14 protein-coding genes are annotated in these 19,164 nt (G+C 58.8%); 11 read left to right on the forward strand and 3 right to left on the reverse strand.

The window, feature by feature from the left end; translation table 11 throughout:
• Positions 1-24: 24 nt before the first annotated feature.
• The 8 genes from QZ511_RS03620 (at position 25) to QZ511_RS03655 (ending at position 8,704) form a co-directional block, all read left to right on the forward strand.
• Complete coding sequence (locus QZ511_RS03620) at positions 25-579, forward strand: FixH family protein (protein WP_295799080.1); 555 nt, start codon at positions 25-27, stop codon at positions 577-579.
• Entirely contained in the window at positions 576-3,107 is a 2,532-nt protein-coding gene (locus QZ511_RS03625) for a heavy metal translocating P-type ATPase (protein WP_295799083.1), read from the forward strand. The genes QZ511_RS03620 and QZ511_RS03625 overlap by 4 nt, the downstream gene beginning before the upstream one ends.
• 33 nt (positions 3,108-3,140) lie before the next feature.
• Positions 3,141-3,371 carry a cbb3-type cytochrome oxidase assembly protein CcoS gene (gene ccoS / locus QZ511_RS03630; RefSeq protein ID WP_295799088.1) on the forward strand — a complete coding sequence of 77 codons (231 nt, stop codon included), beginning with the start codon at positions 3,141-3,143 and terminating at the stop codon, positions 3,369-3,371.
• Positions 3,372-3,382: 11 nt separating this feature from the next.
• Positions 3,383-4,171, forward strand: a complete 789-nt coding sequence (locus tag QZ511_RS03635) for a sulfite exporter TauE/SafE family protein (protein WP_295799091.1) — start codon at positions 3,383-3,385, stop codon at positions 4,169-4,171.
• A gap of 125 nt (positions 4,172-4,296) precedes the next feature.
• Positions 4,297-5,763, forward strand: a complete 1,467-nt coding sequence (locus QZ511_RS03640) for an isoprenylcysteine carboxylmethyltransferase family protein (RefSeq protein WP_295799094.1) — start codon at positions 4,297-4,299, stop codon at positions 5,761-5,763.
• Between the two features lie 52 nt (positions 5,764-5,815).
• Positions 5,816-7,276 (forward strand): hypothetical protein, encoded by a 1,461-nt coding sequence (locus QZ511_RS03645; protein ID WP_295799096.1) that lies wholly within the window; start codon positions 5,816-5,818, stop codon positions 7,274-7,276.
• Positions 7,263-7,676: a GtrA family protein gene (locus tag QZ511_RS03650; protein WP_295799099.1), complete on the forward strand. Its 414-nt coding sequence runs from the start codon at positions 7,263-7,265 to the stop codon at positions 7,674-7,676. Before QZ511_RS03645 ends, QZ511_RS03650 begins: the two co-directional genes overlap by 14 nt.
• A complete protein-coding gene (locus QZ511_RS03655) occupies positions 7,673-8,704 on the forward strand; it encodes a glycosyltransferase family 2 protein (protein WP_295799101.1) in 1,032 nt (343 codons plus the stop codon). Before QZ511_RS03650 ends, QZ511_RS03655 begins: the two co-directional genes overlap by 4 nt.
• Before the next feature lie 25 nt (positions 8,705-8,729).
• On the opposite strand, the gene nadC is transcribed toward QZ511_RS03655, so the two are convergent.
• The 3 genes from nadC to QZ511_RS03670 all read right to left on the reverse strand — a co-directional run bounded on the left by nadC (position 8,730) and on the right by QZ511_RS03670 (position 14,845).
• A complete protein-coding gene (gene nadC, locus QZ511_RS03660) occupies positions 8,730-9,587 on the reverse strand; it encodes a carboxylating nicotinate-nucleotide diphosphorylase (protein ID WP_295799104.1) in 858 nt (285 codons plus the stop codon).
• A gap of 103 nt (positions 9,588-9,690) precedes the next feature.
• Complete coding sequence (locus QZ511_RS03665) at positions 9,691-11,568, reverse strand: glycoside hydrolase family 3 protein (protein ID WP_295799107.1); 1,878 nt, start codon at positions 11,566-11,568, stop codon at positions 9,691-9,693.
• Positions 11,569-11,698: 130 nt separating this feature from the next.
• Positions 11,699-14,845 carry a TonB-dependent receptor gene (locus tag QZ511_RS03670; protein ID WP_295799111.1) on the reverse strand — a complete coding sequence of 1,049 codons (3,147 nt, stop codon included), beginning with the start codon at positions 14,843-14,845 and terminating at the stop codon, positions 11,699-11,701.
• 369 nt (positions 14,846-15,214) lie between these two features.
• Between QZ511_RS03670 and QZ511_RS03675 the strand changes: the two genes are divergently transcribed.
• The 3 genes from QZ511_RS03675 (at position 15,215) to QZ511_RS03685 (ending at position 19,145) form a co-directional block, all read left to right on the forward strand.
• Positions 15,215-15,883 carry a hypothetical protein gene (locus tag QZ511_RS03675; protein ID WP_295799114.1) on the forward strand — a complete coding sequence of 223 codons (669 nt, stop codon included), beginning with the start codon at positions 15,215-15,217 and terminating at the stop codon, positions 15,881-15,883.
• A complete protein-coding gene (locus QZ511_RS03680; RefSeq protein WP_295799116.1) occupies positions 15,880-16,674 on the forward strand; it encodes a hypothetical protein in 795 nt (264 codons plus the stop codon). The genes QZ511_RS03675 and QZ511_RS03680 overlap by 4 nt, the downstream gene beginning before the upstream one ends.
• Positions 16,675-16,997: 323 nt before the next feature.
• Entirely contained in the window at positions 16,998-19,145 is a 2,148-nt protein-coding gene (locus QZ511_RS03685) for a hypothetical protein (RefSeq protein ID WP_295799119.1), read from the forward strand.
• Positions 19,146-19,164 lie beyond the last annotated feature (19 nt).

The raw sequence follows: 19,164 nt of genomic DNA on the forward strand, positions 1-19,164 counted from the left end.
GCAGTATCAGGTGGTTAACAGAACATGGTGAATGTGCAGGTGAGTCAGCAGCCGGACAACAATCAAGCCCCGCGCCCCTGGTACCGGGAGATCTGGTTCTGGCTGGTGATGGCGCCGCTGGTACTGGTGGTGATCATGTCCGCCATCATGGTATCCGTCGCCGTGCGGTACGGTGACGATACCGTGAGTGACACCTACTACAAAGACAGCCGCATGTACCACTATATGGCGCACCAGGACCAGCGTGCGGCGGAGCTGGACATGGCCGGGTTGTTGCAGTTCGACCCCGGCGAGCGCACGGTTTCCCTGCAGCTGAAAGGGAATATCGATTATCCCGAGCAATTGCTACTTACCCTGAGTCACCCGGTGGAGGCAGATCTGGACGCCCATATCGTGCTCGATATGCTGGCGCCCGGCCGCTACCGCGGCACCCTGGAGCAGGCGCTGCAGCACCGCTGGTACCTGCAGCTGTCTCCGGAACTCGACCCCGCCCAGCACGAGAAAGCCGAGTGGCGCCTTAAGGGTGAAATCAACTTCAATCTCGGCAATGGAGCGCCGCTGAACCCCGCCGTCCAATGAGCGACTTTCCGGGAAACCCTCCGCAGGCGGAGACCTCTGCCTGCGACTGCTTTCACTGCGGCCTGCCGGTTGCCGAAGGCAGCCGCTATTCCGTCCGCATCAACGGCGTCGATCGCCCCATGTGCTGCCCCGGTTGTGAGGCAGTGGCGGGAGCCATCGTCGCCGGTGGCCTGGATAACTTCTACCGCTACCGCGAACGCAGCAACGAAAGGCCCGATAGCGACAGCGCGGACGGGCGCTGGGCGGCTTACGACCTGGCAGATGTCCAGAGCGGCTTTGTGCGCGACGCGGAAACCCCGGGCGAGTCTGGTCAGCGCCGAATTGCCAGCCTGCTGGTGGGCGGCATTACCTGCGCTGCCTGTGTGTGGCTGATCGAAAAGCACCTGGGGCAGATCCCCGGGGTGGAAAAGGTTTCGGTCAATGCCAGCACCCAGCGCGCGCAGATCCTGTTCGCGGCCGATCGGGTGCCGGTGAGCCGGCTGTTTGCCGCACTGGCCGAGATCGGCTACAGACCGGCAGCGCCCCCGGCGTCCAACAGCGAGCAACTGATTCAGAATGAGCGGCGGGCAGCCATGCGTCGCCTGGGGGTCGCAGGGCTCGGCACCATGCAGGTGATGATGTTTGCCATCGCGCTCTACTTTGGTGCCAGCGAGGGGATCGAACAGCAGTTCGAGCAGTTTTTCCGCTGGGTGTCGCTGGTGGTGGCGACACCGGTGGTGTGTTACGCAGCGCAGCCATTCTTTGCCGCGGCCTGGCGGGCGCTGGGCACCCGGCACCTGACCATGGACGTCCCTGTCTCGCTGGCCATCGGCCTGGCCTACGGCGCCAGCGTCTACGCCACGGTATTCGGGACCGGTGAGGTGTATTTCGAATCCGTTTCCATGTTCACGTTTTTTCTGTTGCTGGGGCGCTCGGTAGAGATGCGCGCGCGACACCGCGCCGGTCTCGCCAGTGGTGGCCTGGCACAGCTGCTGCCGCTGGCGGCGCTGCGATTGCCCCCGCACGCGGGCTCGGATGGCGGCCTCGCGGAGGCAGATTTCGAGTCGGTGCCCACCGCCGCGTTGAAGGTGGGCGATCACATATTGCTGCGGCCCGGCGACACCATTGCCGCCGATGGCGAAGTGACCGAAGGGGAGAGCGGTGTCGACGAATCCCTGTTGAGTGGCGAGGCCGCACTGCAGCAGAAAGCCGTCGGCAGCCCGGTGTTTGCCGGTAGCGTCAATGGCGATTCTTCCCTGGTTGTGCGGGTCACCGCCGCCGGCGCCGGCACCCGGTTGTCGGCGATCGAGCGCCTGGTGGAGTCCGCGCAGCTGGAAAAACCCGCGCAGGTTGCGCTGGCGGACCGGATTGCCGGGCGTTTTGTCGCTGCGGTATTGCTGATCTCGGTGGCGGCGTTCGTATTCTGGTGGCAGCGGGCGCCGGAGGATGCGTTCTGGATTGCGTTGTCGGTGCTGGTGGTGACCTGTCCCTGCGCACTGTCGCTGGCGACACCGGCGGCACTGGCGGCGGCGACACTGCGCTTGCAGGAACTGGGGCTGCTGGTAGCGCGCGGCCATGTGCTGGAAGCGCTGCCGGGGATTCCCCGGGTAGTATTCGACAAGACCGGCACCCTCACCGAGGGCGAACCCCGCCTGTCGCATATTCAGGTACTGCGCGACAGTGTGACCGAGGAGCGCGCCCGGGATATCGCGGCGGCGCTGGAGTCCCGCAACAATCACCCCCTGGCGCGGGCTTTCCGCCCCTGGTCCGGCAAACTGCGCGCCAGCGGACTGCAGTCGCTCACCGGTCGCGGGGTACAGGGCGAGATTGACGGCACCCGTTTCCGCCTGGGACGCGCGGATTTTGCCTGCGAGGGGACACAATGCCCGCAGCCCGTATCCCACCCATCACGGCAGGGGCAGTGGCTGATGCTGGCGGATGAACAGGGGCCACTTGCCTGGTTCGGGCTCGGCGATGCGGTGCGCCCGTCCGCGGTGCCTGCAGTGGCGCAGTTGCAGGGCGAAGGGCTGAGCACCACACTGCTGAGCGGGGACCAGTCTGCAGAAGTCGCGCGGTTGGCAAAGCTGACCGGCATGGCCGACTTCACCGCTGGTGCCGCGCCGGAAGAGAAGCTGTCTCAGGTTCAGCGCGCCCAGGCACAGGGGGAGCGCCTGCTGATGGTGGGCGACGGTATCAATGATGTACCGGTGCTGTCTGGCGCCGATGTGTCGGTGGCGATGATGTCCGCCGCGGACCTGGCCCAGTCCCGCGCCGATGCGATTCTGTTGCAGGGCGACCTGCAGGCGCTGCCGCGGGCCTTTGCATTGGCGCGCAAGTGTCGCACAATTATTCGCCAGAATCTGGCGTGGGCAGTGCTCTATAACCTGCTGGCACTGCCGCTGGCCTTTATGGGCCTGGTGCCGCCCTGGGCGGCGGCGGTGGGTATGTCCCTGAGCTCCCTGATCGTGGTGCTCAACGCCCTGCGCCTGTCCCGCTGGCAGCCCGCCGTCGAGGTGCCGGCCGCAACCGGATCGGTTGCCACTGCCTGAAAATCTTGAGCACAACACTTCAAAGGTAAAACTGTGGACAGTATTTTTCTGCTGGTCCCCATCGTTATCGTTTTTATTGTCATCGCGGTAAAGCTGTTTTTCTGGGCCGTGAACAGCGGCCAGTACGATGACCTGGAGACCGAGGGGCGCCGCATCCTGTTTGATGATGACCTCCCCGAGGAGTCCCATCCGGAGGCCGATACCGGGTCGGCGGAAGACGACCAGCAACATCACCAACAACACCACCAGAACAACAAACCGTAGGCGGAGTCGCAATGGAGCAATGGGGATTTGTGGCCGCGGCACTGGCTATCGGTTTTTTTGGCAGTAGCCACTGTGTCGGCATGTGCGGTGGTATCTCCGGCGCGCTGGGTATGGCGGTGCCGGGGCAGAAACCCGCGTGGGCGCAATTGATCGGCTACTCCACCGGGCGGGTGGCCAGCTATACCCTGATGGGCCTGCTGGCGGGATTGCTGGGCGCCTATATCGCCACTGACCTGGCAGCCAGCCTGGCGCCATTGCGGGTGATCGCGGGCCTGATGCTGGTAGCAATGGCGCTGTATCTCGCCGACTGGTGGCGCGGCCTGGTGTGGCTGGAGCGCGGCGGGGCCTATCTCTGGCGCTATCTGCAGCCGCTCTCCCGCGGCCTGCTGCCGGTGCGTTCCGCGCCGCAGGCGGTAGCGTTAGGCGCACTCTGGGGCTGGCTGCCCTGCGGCCTGGTATACAGTGCGCTGACTTTCGCCCTGGCCCAGGGCAGTGCGCCGAATGCGGCACTGGCCATGCTGGCTTTTGGCCTGGGCACGGTGCCGGCGGTACTGGCAACTGGCGCCGCCGCAGCCAGACTGCGCAAGCTGGTGCAGAAGCCCGGTGTGCGCCTGCTGATGGCGCTGCTGGTGCTGTTGTTCGGCCTCTGGACCATCTGGGGGGGCAGCCAGCACGGGGCTCACGGGGCTCACGGTGCTCAAGGTACTCACAATACTCACAATAGCCACCAGCAGGGCGCGGCAGAGTCGGCGCAACCCGCGGAAACTGCGGATCCGCACTCCCATCATCACCGTCACTAGATGCCGGCGGAGGCCGGGGCATGGATGCGCGCGCCGCTAAGCGGTAAACTGGCAAGATCCTGAATTTTGGTCAGGCCGCTTTGCGGGCTGGCCAGTGTGCACACTGCTTGTCAGTTGGATCGACGATGAAGAAAAATAAAAAAAACACCGGGAAGGGCCGTCGCTCTCCCGGTAATCCGGACAGCGCAACTACCAGCGCGACACCTACCAGCGCGACAACCACCTCGAGCGGGTCGCCCGCGTTACCGCCACAGGCGCCAACCCGTATCTGGATCAACCTGATTGCCCTGGGTATCTCCCTGGCCGCGGTCTGGTGGCTGCGGGAGTACGGTCAGCACCTGGCGGTGCGCACCGAGGCGCTGGTGGTTGTTTCCCTGGCGCTGGCGCTGCCGATCATCCTGCTGGAGTGGTGGTTCCTGAAGCCGTACCGCAATGCCTCTGCCGGCCTCGACTTCCGGCGCCGCAACCACAGCCTGGCCCGCACCGCGGTCAAGTTGCTCGGGTTTTACCTCAGTGTGGGCTCGGTCGCATTCGTCTACTGGCTGTTCCCGGAATATCACGGGTCTTTTTACAACAACTACTTCGCCGTGGTGTGGGCGGTACTGCCCTGGTGGATGCTGCTGGCGGTGCCGTATTTTTACCTGGTGGACGGGGCCATGCAGAGCCCGAAAGATGCCTACTGGCAACTGGGTTCCTGGCTGTTGGGTTTGCTGCTGCCGGGGTCCCGCAGCGGTATTTCCGGGCGCGCCATCGGCCAGCTGTACCTGGGGTGGCTGGTCAAGCTGTTCTTCCTGCCGCTGATGTTTGTCTACATGGGCAACAACCTGAATACCCTGCTCAATTTTGATCTGACCCGGCTGGTGGGCAGTTTCAAGGCGGTGTTCGATTTCACCTTCAATTTCCTGTTCTACATCGACCTGCTATTCGTCACCGTGGGCTATGTGTGCACGCTGAGGTTGTTCGACTCCCACATCCGCACCGCGGAACCCAGCTTCCTGGGCTGGGGGGTGGCTCTGATCAGCTACCAGCCGTTCTGGAGCATGTTTTCCGGTAACTATCTCAAATACGATGAGGGTCCCGCGTGGGGTTACTGGTTCTGGAATACTCCGGCGATGTACGGGATCTGGGGCGGCATCATTCTGTTGCTGATCGGGATCTATGTGTGGGCGAGCATTCCCTTCGGTATCCGCTTCTCCAACCTGACCCATCGCGGCATCCTCACCAACGGCCCTTATCGCTACACCAAACACCCGGCGTATGTCAGCAAAAACCTCTCCTGGTGGATGATCTCCATGCCGTTCATGGTGAGCGCATCAGCGCCGGAAGCGCTGCGGCACTCGCTGCTGCTGTTGCTGGTGAATTTCGTGTACTTCATGCGCGCGCGCACCGAGGAGCGGCACCTGTCGTGGGACCCGGATTACGTGGCTTACGCCAACTATATTGGTGAGCGCGGGGTATTTGCGTTTTTGGGGCGCTGGCTCCCGGCACTGCAGTTTGCCCCGGGTCGGCTGTTCAATACTGCCGGGGCGGCCACTCACCCGGAAAGCCCGGTTGCCGACCCTAGGGGGCCGGAAGCCGCTTCCGCGACCTGATACCCAACCAGCTCCCGCCCGGGTTACCGCGGGCCACAGGGCGAGAATGACCATGCTGTTGAAAGTAACTCAAGATTTCTCTGCAGCGGCGCGGCTGCAGTCGCTGGCACTGCGGCTGGACCGGCGCACGCTGCTCTACGGACTGTGTTACCTGCTGATTGCGCTGGGTATCTGGCTGCGTATCGAGCACATATTTACCTACAACCCCATCGACCATATCTGGAGCGATACCCAGCGCCACTGGGAGCAGGGCACCGAAGCGCTGCGCCGGGACCCGATGTCGATGACCGACCCGGTGCTGTACCAGATCTATATCGGCATGCTCGGCAAGTTGACGCTGGGGGAGCCATTGCTGGTCGGCCTGTACACCGTGCTGCTGGCCTGTCTGACACCCTGGATCTGGTATCGCTTCGCCCGCGAGCTGCTGCCGCGGCGGCGCTTGCTGGCTACCGCTATCTGGGCGACGTTGTCGTTACTGCCTTCCTGGATCAGTATCTACGCCTACTTCATGCAGGAAACCCTGCTGTTGCCACTGCTGGGCGCTGCGCTTTACGCCAGCTGGCGCTGTCGCCGCAAACAGACCATGGCGAGTTTCCTGCTGATGGTACTGCTGTGGATTCTCGCCGGGCTGACCCGCGGCATCGCCATCCCACTGGCGGCAGTGGTGACGACGTGGCTGTGGCTGGCACAGCCGCAGAAACTGGCAAAGGCCGGCTACAGTCTCGCGTTGCTGACCTTGATGCTCGGGCCACTGGCCTACCGTAGCCATGTCACCATGCAGATGATTTCGCCTCACGGCATCGGCAAGCTGGTGGGCCTGTATATGCGCTCTGGCAAGCGCGAGATTCACATCCATTACAGCCACGCTGGTGCCAACTGGAATTACTGGTTTGGCTCGCCGTCGACCGGTGAGAAGCCCCTGGCACCGCTGTCGGACTGGACCACTGCGCGCAGCGGGCGGGTGAGCGCACGCATTCGTATCGAACAGGGCGCCGCCGATTGGGAGCGCGCCCAGGCCAACTATCCGCTGACATTGTCTCGTTACGCCTGGCTGACCGGGGAGAACCTGGTTTACCTGTTTTTTGGTTCTTCCTGGCCGGATAACAACCGCGCGCGCTGGCTGGAAAACCTGAACCACCACAGTCGCTGGCTGTGGGCCCCGCTAACCCTGGTGTTGCTGATTTGGACCGCAGTCTACTGGCGCCGCCTCAAAGGTCAGCGCATGCTGCCGAGCCTGTTGCTGACCTGGATACTGGTGCAGGGGCTGCTGCCAATTGCAGTCAATGAGGGGCGTTACCGCAAACCGGCGGAAGGGCTGATCCTGGTACAGGTGGCGCTGATGCTGGCGGTGCGCCGGCGCAGTGAAGCGGGCGAGAAAGGTACCAGTGCCGCGCGGGATTCTGAATTTGTGCCGCTGGATATACCGCCGATTACCATTGCCTCGGCGGCCGTTGCCGATGCCGGGGCAGGTTCCAATACACAACACGGGGTGAAGGGCGATGTCCCCGCCTGAGCGCGCTTCAAGGTTAGGCCAGACAACGCAGCGGGTGCTGCGGTTTCTCGCCGTAGGCGGGAGTGCAACGGCATTGCAGTACGGCTTGCTGGTGCTGCTGGTTGAAGCTGCGGGCAGTGAAAAACTGCTCGCCGCAGTTGCGGCCTATGCACTCGCCGCCCTGGCGAATTACGCACTCAATTACTACTTCACCTTCTCTGCCAGCGGGCGGGTGGGGCACAGCCAGGCGCTGCCGCGATTCGTGTTTGTCGCGCTTGTCGGGCTGGCTATCAATACCCTGTGCTTTTCCCTGCTGCTGCCATTTGCGCACTATCTGATAGCGCAGGTATGCGCGACGGCGGTGACATTGGCTTTCAATTTTCTCCTGCATCAATTCTGGATTTACGGGGTGCGCCCATGAGGCATATAGACTCGAACTCCACGGCGCCGGTAGCCATTCCCTCCCTGGCTATTGTAGTGCCCTGTTATAACGAGGAGGCGGTACTGGAATCCACCTGCGCGGAGCTGCTGGCAACGTTGGATGGTCTGCTGGCATCGGGCCGCATCCGGGCGGAATCGCGCATCTACTTTGTCGACGATGGCAGCCGGGACGGGACCTGGCCGATGTTGCAGCAGATGGCATCAAATGACGAAAGAATCGTGGCCCTGGCACTGTCGTGTAATCGCGGCCACCAGAACGCGCTGTACGCCGGACTCGCGCAGACGGTGGAAGAAGCAGTGGTGAGCATCGATGCGGACCTGCAGGACGGGCCGGAGCATATCGCGTCCATGCTCGACGCTTATCTGGCGGGCAACGAGGTGGTTTTTGGCGTGCGCAAGGAGCGCGACTCGGACACATTTTTCAAGCGCCTGAGCGCGGAGGGTTACTACCGCCTGATGCAGCGCCTGGGGGTGGATCTGGTATTCAATCACGCGGACTTCCGCCTGCTGTCGCGGCGCGCGGTGAACACGCTGCTGGAATACCCGGAAACCAACCTTTTCCTGCGCGGCATGGTGCGGGAAATCGGTTTCCGCTCGACCACGGTGGAGTATGCGCGGCGACCGCGGCTGGCAGGGGAGAGCAAATATCCCCTGCGGCGCATGCTGTCGCTGGCGTGGAAGGGGGTTACCGCGTTTTCCATTGCCCCGCTGCGTGCTATTACCCTGATGGGGTTGATTACCGGCGCACTGTCGCTGGTGCTGATCGGGTGGGTGCTGTCTGTGAAACTGTTTTCCGGCAGCGCAGTGCCCGGCTGGGCCTCGATCATGGTGCCGGTACTGTTTATCGGCAGTGTGCAACTGCTGTGCCTGGGGGTGATTGGAGAATACCTGGGCAAGATCTACGAAGAGGTAAAGCGGCGTCCGCGCTATCACCTGCGGGAAGTGGTCGCCGAGCAGCGGACACCGGTCACAACGCGGGCCGAAACCCGCGCAGAGCGCTCCGGCTGAGAGGGCCGGAGCAATCCAGCCGAAATTATTCGGAAACCAGGCGCAGGGACAGGTCGATGGCCCGCAGGTGTTTGGTCAGACTGCCGGAGGAAATGTAATCCACCGCCAGCGACGACAGCTGCTGCAGGCGTGCGGCATCGACACTGCCGGAAATTTCAATCTTTGCCTTGCCCTTTGCCAGTTCCAGTGCGCTTCTGGTGTCCGCATCACTGAATTCGTCCAGCATGATGACATCGGCACCGCTGTCCAGTGCCTGGCGCAGTTCCTCGAGGCTTTCCACCTCCACTTCCACCAGGGCGCCCGGTTTGATGGCGTGGGCCTGGGTGATGGCGTTGTGAATACCACCGGCAGCGGCAATGTGGTTTTCCTTGATCAGGAACGCATCGTAAAGCCCGATGCGATGGTTGTGGCAGCCGCCACAGAGCACCGCATACTTCTGCGCCGTGCGCAGCCCCGGGATGGTCTTGCGCGTGTCGAGGATTTTTACTTCCGTGCCCTGTGCCAGTGCCGCGTACTCGGCGGCTGCGGTGGCGGTACCGGACAGCGTCTGTACAAAATTCAGCGCGCAGCGTTCGCCGGTAAGTATCGTGCGGGCGTTGCCATCGAGTTCAAACAGGGTGCTGTCGGCGGCAACCCGATCGCCGTCGGCGACGTGCCAGGTAACCTTGAGTTCCGGGTCCAGTTGCCGAAACACTTCGTCCACCCAGGCCTGGCCACAGAACACACAATCCTCCCGGGTAATCACCCGCGCCCGCGCCTGGCGGGATGCCGGGATCAGCTGGGCGGTGATATCTCCATCGCCCAGGTCTTCGGCTAGAGCAAAGCGCACGGCGCGCTCCAGGTCGGCCTGGATATTGGGAATCTGGGTATCCTGTGGTTGCATGGCGAGAACCTCCGTTGCGAAGGCGCAAGTTTAGCAAAAAAGTCGCTGGTGAACTCCACTGGCCGCCGCGCGCCCTCCCGTCGAATGTCATACTCGGGTTGCGCTAGGGCTGTGCCGCGCGAATCCCCGGTGGCTGCCCGCCGGGAACTTCCACCAGTTGGCTGTGCAGGGGATTAACCGGAAGTTGACCTTCCGCCGCTACCCGACCACTGACGACATTCGCCACAGCCTCCAGGGTGGGGCTCTGGCGCAGGGCGCCCAGGTGGTAACTGACCTCGTTGAAAGTGAATATCTGGATGTCGGAAAGCCCGATAAAGTTGTCGATCGAGTATGGCGAACCCAGGCTGACATAGACCCGGGTCTTGCCCTTGTCTCCGGCGAGTTTCAGCAGGCGGGCCGCCCGGTCTGCTCGGTTCAGGGGCACCGCCGGGGCTGTGTCCCGATTGAGGGCAGGGCTGTTCAATTGCTGGTAATTGTTGCCCACGATCACAAGATCGGCTTGCGCTATGGCTGCTCCGCTGTAGGGGTTCTCACCACTGGTGGCGTTGCGCAAACTGTCGCTGGTTACCTGCCAGCGGGTTCGTTGAGCCAGCTGTTGCGCCAGATAGGCCGCATCTTCCTCGCGGGGAAATACCACGTGAACGCGGTTTACGCGGGAAAGATCCGGACGGTCCCCGCTGCTCCATTCCACTAGCGATGCCTGCGCCAGTGCCTGTTCGATTGCACGGTGTCCAGCGCTTGCCAGTATTTCTTCAGCGGATGCTAGCTTGCTATCAACGTCGGGGATGGACGACCGCAGCTGTTCTTTGACCGTTGCGATGCGCTGATAAGAGCGGGCAATCTGTGCGTATGCCTCGGGTTCTTCAATCATGCGTTTGCTCACATAGTCGAGCAGGTTGCGGAAGCTTTTTATGTCGGCGGGTTTGCGGATTTGTATCGGCATCAGGGCGATATCGGTACCGGCCTCGAAGGTATTGATCACCGCTTCGACCGGGGTAAAGAAGTTGGCGATTCCGTCCATATCCAGTGCGTCGCTGATGATCAGGCCCTCAAACCCCAGTTTGTTGCGCAGCACACCGGTAAGGATTTCCCTGGACAGGGTGGCGGGCCTGACTATGGCCTGTCCATACTTGTTGACCACAGTACTGCTGTCCAGTTGCGGAAACTGGATATGCGCGGTCATCACCATTTGCACATTCGTCTGTTGCAGAACCCGGCGGAAAGGCTCTATATCTGTCGACATGATGCGCGCTTTGTCATGTGTCACGACAGGTAATCCGGAGTGGCTGTCTACCCGGGTATCTCCATGGCCGGGAAAATGTTTGATGGTGCCGATGATGCCTTCCTGCTGCATCCCTTCCAGCATCGCAGCCCCCAGTTGGGCAACGGTTTCCGGGCGGTCGGAAAAGGCACGGACGTTTATGACCGGGTTATCGGGATTACTGTTTACATCCACACTGGGAGCGTGATTGACATTGATACCCAGCGTGCGCAGCTCACGTCCCAGGGTGCTCCCTACCAGACGGGCGAATTTGTCCCCATGCTGTGCATAGGTTGCGCCTACCGCCATATTGCCGCTGAATGTCGTACTGTACTCGTTGGGGAGTCGAACTACATTGCCTCCCTCCTGATCAATGGAAATAAACAGGGGCAGGCCGGAAGAAGAACCCCTGGCGGCCTGCTGGAGGTCGGTGGTCAGCCGAATTATCTGCCGGGGCGTCTCGAGGTTTTCGGCAAATAGAATGATGCCGCCGAGATTTGTGTCCCGAATGGTGTCAGCCAGAATGTCTGGCAGGTGGGTGACCGGAGTTTTACAGTCATCGCTATCGGCATCCTCATCCATATCCGGGCAGAAATAGCGGATATCCAGGATGATTTTTTGCCCGATTTGCTGCTTGAGAAGGTTGTCACTTTTCGGATAACCGAGCCAGGTGGCAACCATCAATGCCAACAGAGCGAGCGCGCCTATTTTCCTTTTCATCATTGGTAACTCATGATTTTGACAACAGGAAATATCGAAGTGCGCAGCGGATAATTTGACTATCCGCTGCGCCGTTGATTGAAACTGCAAGTCTATGCAGCGAGACCGGGGCAAGTCCCCGGTCGCATGCTCAGAACTTCCAGTTCAGGGACGCGAAATAGCGGCGTCCGGTTTCGTAAGTGTTGTGAGCGACCTTGCCGGCCCGGTCCGTATAGTACGGTTCCAGTCCCGCAGGCACGCCCCCTTCAGGTGCTTCGAGCTGATCGCGAAGCAGGTAGTAGTTTTTGTTTTCGTTGGTCAGGTTGTAAGCCGACAGCGCCGCTGTCAGGTTTTCCGTGATGCTGTAGGTCAACTTGAGGTCTACCTGTTCAGTATCATCAATCACCCGACTCGCTTGTGAGTCGATGGAATCGAAGTACATCGAGCGGTAGTTGTAGGACAGCCTGGCAGAGAACCTGTCGCTCTCGTAGTAGGCGGACAGGTTGATGGTGTCTTCGGAGTTTCCGGGGGTGCGCACCTCGTCAATCTCCGGATTGGTCGCTTCATAGCCGATAACGGTTGGCCGATCACTGCTGTCGACTACCACCCCGTTTGCATCCTGGAGCAGCTGGGCCTCAATGCTCTGGGTGGTGAATTCCTCCATCGGGATATTCACAAAGGTGTAGTTTGCCAACACGCCAAAGCCATTGTTGAAATCGTGCTGAAGCTGGATTTCATAGCCATTGATCGCCTGCTTACCCACGTTGTAGTAGGAAGTGATCGCGTATTCACCATCTACCGGGTTGCCGAAGGCGTCGGTGTAACCGCTGCCGGTAAGATCCTGAATACCCAGCTGCTTGCGAATCAAATTGCTGATGTCCTTGTAGAATGCGGTGATACCGACCATGGATGACTCGGTAAAGTACCACTCGGTGCCGATCTCGAACTGTTCGGCCTCGTAGGACTTGAGGTCCGGGTTGCCCTTGGCACCGGTGCGCTGTGCGCCCTCACCAAGCAGGGCGCCGGCAGCATCGTAGTTGCCAATGACACTGAAGCCGTCGCGGATCTGGTACAGCGCGGGGTGGGAGATCACCTTGGAGGCTGCGGTACGCAGCAGGAGGTCTTCGGTGAGGTCATAGGAGAAGTTCATGCTTGGCAGTACATCGGTGGTACTGCTGTCGGTAATGACATCCCGGTACAGAGTGTCGCCATTCTCGTCGACGCCATCTGCCTGGCGGGTGAGGGATTCGCGCTCTGTGTCCACCACGCGGACACCGATGTTGCCGCGGAAACGCTCGCCAGCGAAGTTCAGCATGGTGTAAAAGGCGTTGACCTGCTGTTCCTGGTCGTAAAACTGGCTTACGGTTTCCAGGTAGTCGGTGCGACAACCCTGGTAGTTTCCACCGGCTGTGGCGATCAGATCGTTACAGGCTCCAAGATCATCAACCAGCAGCAGCCCGTCATTCCAAAGTGCATCACGCTTGGCAGTGTCTACGTCAAAGTATGCGGTGGGCATGACGCCCAGGTCTTCGCGGATACCGCTGACGACGCCACCAGCCAGGTCTCCGGCCAGAACTTCAACGCCATCGGCGAGACGGGAACTGGCGGCGCTGCGGACGTTGGAGGCGGATATATCGCGGTGCTTGAGACCGAACTTGATCGATTCTACAAAGAACGTGGGTTCCTGCAGGGTCCACAGGGTATCCAGCTGCGCAAAGTTTTCGGTGTTTTCCCTGTCCTGTACGGTTTTGAAAATATCGCGCATGGACATCTCGGTGGTCGGATGCTTCAGCCACTCGCCGTCGCCGCTTACTCCCCAGCCGGCCAGGTTGGCGTCCGGGTCATAGTCGTAGTACATGCTTACGCCCGCGAGACCATTGTCCAATACCGGCATGTCCGGGTTGTCATCCACGTAGTCGATATTGAGACCAAAGTGGGTACCGAAATCGTCGATGTGAGATTTGCCGGTAGACCGCCCCAGCTGGGCTTTGACTTCAAATGACTCATTGCTCCAGTTGGTGGTGAAGTTCAGCATATCGCTGGTCTTTTCACTGCCGTCCCGGTCCTGGAACTCCATATTGATCAGATTGGTGGGGGTTCCCCAGTAGCGGATACCGGCGGAATTCACGTTTTGGACGTCATAGATGTCCTGTTCAGCATGCAACAGCAGGTCGGCGACACGATCGACCTCATAACCTGGCTCGGGTTCTCCCCCGGTACTGTAGGCAGAGCGGGCAAGTTTGTACGCACGCGCGTATAGATTGTGGCTGGAGTTCGGGTCATCCGTATGGTTGCGGGTATACTCCAGGTTGAAGTCGAGATTGTCGGACGGGCGGTATTGAAAAGAAACGGTACCGCCCATTCGCTTGCGATCACGCTCAAAACGGGCGGAGCCGGGAATACCCCACATCGCCCCCGAGCGCTCGTAGCCATCCAGAGTTCGGGTGTGGTAAATGGCGGTATCATCAATGGAATTGACCACCTGGGTAGGTACGCCATCCAGGTAATAGTCCCACCAGCCGGCAATGGCCTCGTTGCCATCTCTCTGCAGGTTCAGTTCCTGATAGCTGATATTCGCAGATGCGCCGAATTTGTTGTCGTCGGTCTTCCAGTTATACAGCGCGCCCATCTGCGGCGAGTTTTGTCCGGAGCCGTCGTTGTAGCTATTTTCAAATTTCAGGTAGCCGTCGCCGGAAGGACGATCCAGCGGCTTTTTGGTTTTCAGGATAACGGTGCCACCGATACCACCCGCGTCGAGATCCGCCTGCGGAGACTTGTAGACTTCAATTTGCGAAACCTGCTCCGCCGCTACGGACGAAAAATCAAACGCATTCATCTCATCCCGCAAGGGCAGAGACTGGGCCGATTTCATGCTCTGGCCGTTGAGCAGGGTATTGGTAAAGTTTACGTTGGTGCCGCGAATGGAGATGGTCGCCCCCTCACCAAAGTCGCGGGTAATCTGTACCCCGGAAATGCGCTGTAGCGCTTCCGCCAGGTTCTTATCCGGGTTTTTATCAATATCCTCGGTATTGAGTGCGTCCTTGATCGCATTGGAGTAGCGCTTGTTGTTGAGGTTGTCTTGCAGGGAGCCGCGAATACCCAGCACCTCCACCGTCTCCATGGCCTCGCTGTTTTCTTTTTCAGTCCCCTTGGCCGGTTTGGGGCTTACCTCAGTCTGTTCAAGGTTCTGGTCGTTGTCGGCAGCTTGCTGCTGCCCCCACACCGGCGTGGTTCCCAGTGTCAACATCAATGCTGCATTGACGGCCACAGCCAGCTTTTTCTTTTTCATATCGTGCATTTACGAATGTCCCCCGGTCATGTCAGGTAGCGTTGTCAGAACGCCTGTCTTTCAAAGTTGAATGGCAAAAGAGATTGCACGCTTACTATGAAAATCGAATGTGCCGCACTCGTGGCCAATATTTGATGTTTTCGGGGAGGATTTGTGCAGAAAATTTGCAAGCGGGTGTGATGGCTTCCGGTCTTTGGACCCACTGAAGGCTACATGCAGAAAATTTTCATGGGTTTTGCACAACTTCTGCATATTTAAGGCGGATAGTGTTTCTGCTTATTTCGCAGATTGGACGGTAACTTCCGAGTGAATGTGTAGCTGAGTTACCGGGCATTTCAACATTTCGTAACTGTTAATAATGCTGGTAGATTCAAAAGCATGAAGCAAATCACACAAACATTACTCTGCATCCTGTTGGGGGTGTTTGTCAGCGTTACAGCCTTGTGCAGTACCGTGAGTGACCAGCAGTGGCAGGATATTACTGATCGGCTGCGAGCCCTGGAGCATTGCCAGGACACCAATAGTTGCCCGCAGGACCCGAGCAGTCCGCGGAATAGCTTTTATCTGCTGGGAGAGGAGATCAATCAGGAACTTGATCGTGTGGCTCAGTGGCAGCGTGATTTTGGCAGCAATGCGGAGAGCCGTGCACTGTTGCATCATTTCTTGAAATACCAGAATGAGTTTGTGCAGGAGAAGGTGCTGACTATTCTGCGAGAGATGCCGGCGGACGACGATACCGTCGCGGAATTGCTGGCGTTACTGCCTGATGTCAGGGACAAGCGGGTACTGATACCGCTTTTGATACAACTGCAGCGCTACCCGAAAATGCAGTCGCAAGTGGATAAGGCCTTTGCGCAAGTTCTTGAACGAGGTAGTTTCGAGGCGGGCAAAGTGCTTGCCCAGCATATTCAGCCATTCCTGGGCGCAGAAAATCTGGCGTTTTATCAGCAGTTGCATAGCCAGCTTCCGCCGCAGAGCGCCAAGGCCCGTGCCCTTGCAAAAGCCATAGCGCGGGAAAAGTCCAAGCAGGCGAGGAGAGAAGGGTGAAATACTTATACAGTTTGATTGTAGTCGTGGTATTCGCGTCCATATTCTGGGGTATGCGTTCTGAAGTCCCTGCAGTGTCTGAAGCGGTCGAAAAGAAATCAGTTCTGTCGTCAACAGGGGGGAGCCCTTCACTGCAAGAGCCGTCCGCGGCGGATCTGGAGCTGGATAGGGCGGTGACACGCCAACAGCAGCTCACCAAGGGCGAACTGCAGGCAAGGGAACTACTGGCGAGAGGCATTTCAGATCTGGCCAATTGCCATCAAACCTACAGTTGTCCGCAGGACTTCAGTGATCCCAGGGCGTCGGATATCAAGCAGGGAAGAATGCTGGCGGACAAGCTTGAAGAATATGCAGACTTTCACCGGCAGCGTGATTATTTCGATGAGGAAAGCGCTGAAGTTGCGCGTACTTTCCTTGATCACCCGGATGGGTTCGTGCAGGAGGCGGCGATCGATCTGGTGAGCATGCAAGCGCCCAGCGAAGCCAATGGCCACGCTCTGATCAATGCCTTGAAGGACGGTTACGATGCAAAGGTAATGGAGCAGGCCATGAAAGAGCTGCAGCGCTACCCGGGGCTTCAACCGGAAATTGACCAACTGCTGGCCGAGTCTCTGCAAACTGGTAGCTTCTATGTAGCACAGGAAGTGGCGCTGAACATTTTGCCCCACCTGAACGCGGAGAATGTGCAGATGTTTGAACAAGTGGTGTCGGGGCTGCCCCAGCATTCCGTGCGGGCCAAGGCGCTGAAGTCCAATATTCGGGAGTTTAGACTGCGCCAGTCTGGCGGTTAGAAATTATTGAAATGGGGTCCCGATCCTTCGATCTGGATCCCCACGCACTTATCTCCCCTGCTGTTATTTCTTCACTCCATACTCTTCTGGTTTTCCCATTATTTTTCATTTTCGGAACCGCATGAACAGTAGGCGGCAATACGTTTTTTTCGAAAAAATTTGACAGAGTTCATAGTCGTGGGAAATCCATAAAAAATGCATGGCTTCTGCACAATTTCTGCATTTGGATCCAACATAGTAAAGCGGCACTTATCCGACTCGGATTTGGGGAGGCTCATTCATCGCGAGTTTGTGTGAAGTGCTTGTCGTTTCCGTTAGAAGTGATGTCCAGGCTGAAAATCAATCAACTGAAGAATCAGAATACTATGAAAATACTGAGTAAAAACGCTCGTGGAGTGGTGCTTCTCATTTTGGGGCTTGTGGGGGTTCATGGGACCAGCAGTGTCGCAGCACCCTATGAAACACCGGATTACTACCTTTGTTACAACCGGGTGGGCGGTGAGTGGAACTTTGGGCGTGTTCCTTCCGCTTGTGATGTGACCCCGTGGGGTGATCCGGCCTATGTGGAAGAAAATTTTGCCCCGGTAATCTTTAATGATAATACGGAGCGGGGAGCCGAGCGGCAGCGGTATATGCAGGAAGTACACGCCATGTTGCGGGAGTCCGTTGCTTACTATTTGCTCGCGCGCAAGCCCGACGCCAGCGAGGCCGAGGTTCTGGCCTGGCAGCGGGCAAACTTCGCCAAGGCTCATCAGGAAACTTTCTGGACCCACTACCGGGATGCCACTGATGGCAATCTCAAAATGGTTCGCGGTGACTATGGCCACGGCCACGGAATGGTTCAGATAGACGATCGCTGGCATTTCCCCAAGCTGGAGGAGGGGAAAGGATGGCATATCTTCGAGAACATTATTTATGGCATGGAGCTGTTTTACGATGCGTGGGAAGACGCCGTATCTGCGAGCTGTGTGAGCAGCGCGGACAACTGGCGCGATCGCGCGCGCAGCGCTTACTCGGTATATAACGGTGGCGCCAGCAAAATTTGCCGCTGGACCGATCCCAATGATGTTTGGGCAGGTAACGATATCGGCTTTGCCGACAAGTATGACAGCCAGACATGGCTGAATTATGTGGTCGATCCCCTTTTCCCCACCAGCCTGGATGTGGCCTGCTTTATGGAGGGTAATCCTGGTTGTAGTGCGGTGGCTCCGGTTGACGCTGACGATCCCGCTAACTGGCCAGGTCGGCAGGTTTATCTTACCTCTGGCGAGTCCTGCCGCTTTGAGGGGGGCGCTTTCGAGTGTGTCGACAATCCTGCGGATATGATGTGCTTGAGCATCGTGTATGGCGCACCAACCGGTACTTCTATCTCCCCTACTGCGGAGGCGACCGCAGCTTATACAAAAAACGTATATGACAGGCACTCGTGCTTCGGCGCCGCTGTAACTGGCCTTTCCACTGTGGGCCAGACCATTCGCTCAGAGATTGCGATTAACGTACGGGCGACCCCCGGCGGGTCTGCCATGGGTTTCGCTTCCCAGGCCGGCAAGGTATATCAGGTGCTCGACTTTGTTGTCAGTGATATCAATTCCCAGTATCGCTATTACATGATTCGGGAAAACAATCGTCTCGGGTATATCTATGCCGGTAAGGTCAGCGATTTTGGCAACTGGACGAGCCCCGCCCCATACAGCGAGCTGGAAGATGTTCTAATTCCCCAGGTTGAAGACAAGATTCGCGTAGTTCCCGAATCCGGTATCAACCTTCGCAGTGCGCCCGACGGGGCACTGGTTGCGAATGTACCTGCGGGAGCCAAGTTGAAAGTGGATTCGGTCGTTGTTCGGGGTGTTGACAACAGTGTCTACTACGGGGTCCAGTTCCAGAACAATGCAGGATATCTGTACGGTGGTAAGGTTCTCAACGGCATGACCCTGAAAGACTGGATCATGCTGGATGGGGAAGAGCCGGGCAAAGACCATGCGGAAGCCGGAGATATTATCCAGTTGGCAACCGGTATCAACCTGCGGGATGTGCCGGGTGGCAGCTGGTTGGTGACTGTTCCACGGGGAAGCCTGTTATACGTGCACTCAATCGTGATACAGGGAACCAACGACTACCTGTACTACGAAGTTACCTACAACGGTCATCGCGGTTTCCTCTATGGTGGCCAGCTTGAAGGAACTCGTACAATCGATAATTGGGCTGTGCTGGCATCGCTGACCCTGGCGGACTCCGGCGACAAGCTGTTATTGCGGCAAGATGTAGAGCAACGCGTGGCGCCGGCGGGGGATTTGATTCAGGTAATTCCCGAAGGTACCAAGGTCAAGGTGATCACCAGTGTGGTGATGGGTGACAATAACGATGTCTACTACCAGGTGAAATACGAGGGGCAAACCGGTTTCATCTTCGCTGGTCACCTGACGCCAGCCAGTACCCTGGGGGACTGGTCAGAAACCGTTAAGGAAAAATAACTTCGGACTGAGAAGCTAA

The sequence above is a fragment of the uncultured Microbulbifer sp. genome, assembly GCF_913055755.1.
GTDB lineage: Bacteria > Pseudomonadota > Gammaproteobacteria > Pseudomonadales > Cellvibrionaceae > Microbulbifer.

Coding starts and splice junctions, on each gene's coding strand:
- QZ511_RS03685 (WP_295799119.1), top strand. CDS start 16,998: ATGTCCAGGCTGAAAATCAATCAACTGAAGAATCAGAATACTATGAAA.
- QZ511_RS03635 (WP_295799091.1), top strand. CDS start 3,383: ATGGAGCAATGGGGATTTGTGGCCGCGGCACTGGCTATCGGTTTTTTT.
- nadC (WP_295799104.1), bottom strand. CDS start 9,587: ATGCAACCACAGGATACCCAGATTCCCAATATCCAGGCCGACCTGGAG.
- QZ511_RS03665 (WP_295799107.1), bottom strand. CDS start 11,568: ATGAAAAGGAAAATAGGCGCGCTCGCTCTGTTGGCATTGATGGTTGCC.
- QZ511_RS03670 (WP_295799111.1), bottom strand. CDS start 14,845: ATGCACGATATGAAAAAGAAAAAGCTGGCTGTGGCCGTCAATGCAGCA.
- QZ511_RS03625 (WP_295799083.1), top strand. CDS start 576: ATGAGCGACTTTCCGGGAAACCCTCCGCAGGCGGAGACCTCTGCCTGC.
- QZ511_RS03675 (WP_295799114.1), top strand. CDS start 15,215: ATGAAGCAAATCACACAAACATTACTCTGCATCCTGTTGGGGGTGTTT.
- QZ511_RS03645 (WP_295799096.1), top strand. CDS start 5,816: ATGCTGTTGAAAGTAACTCAAGATTTCTCTGCAGCGGCGCGGCTGCAG.
- QZ511_RS03650 (WP_295799099.1), top strand. CDS start 7,263: ATGTCCCCGCCTGAGCGCGCTTCAAGGTTAGGCCAGACAACGCAGCGG.
- QZ511_RS03655 (WP_295799101.1), top strand. CDS start 7,673: ATGAGGCATATAGACTCGAACTCCACGGCGCCGGTAGCCATTCCCTCC.
- QZ511_RS03640 (WP_295799094.1), top strand. CDS start 4,297: ATGAAGAAAAATAAAAAAAACACCGGGAAGGGCCGTCGCTCTCCCGGT.
- QZ511_RS03620 (WP_295799080.1), top strand. CDS start 25: ATGGTGAATGTGCAGGTGAGTCAGCAGCCGGACAACAATCAAGCCCCG.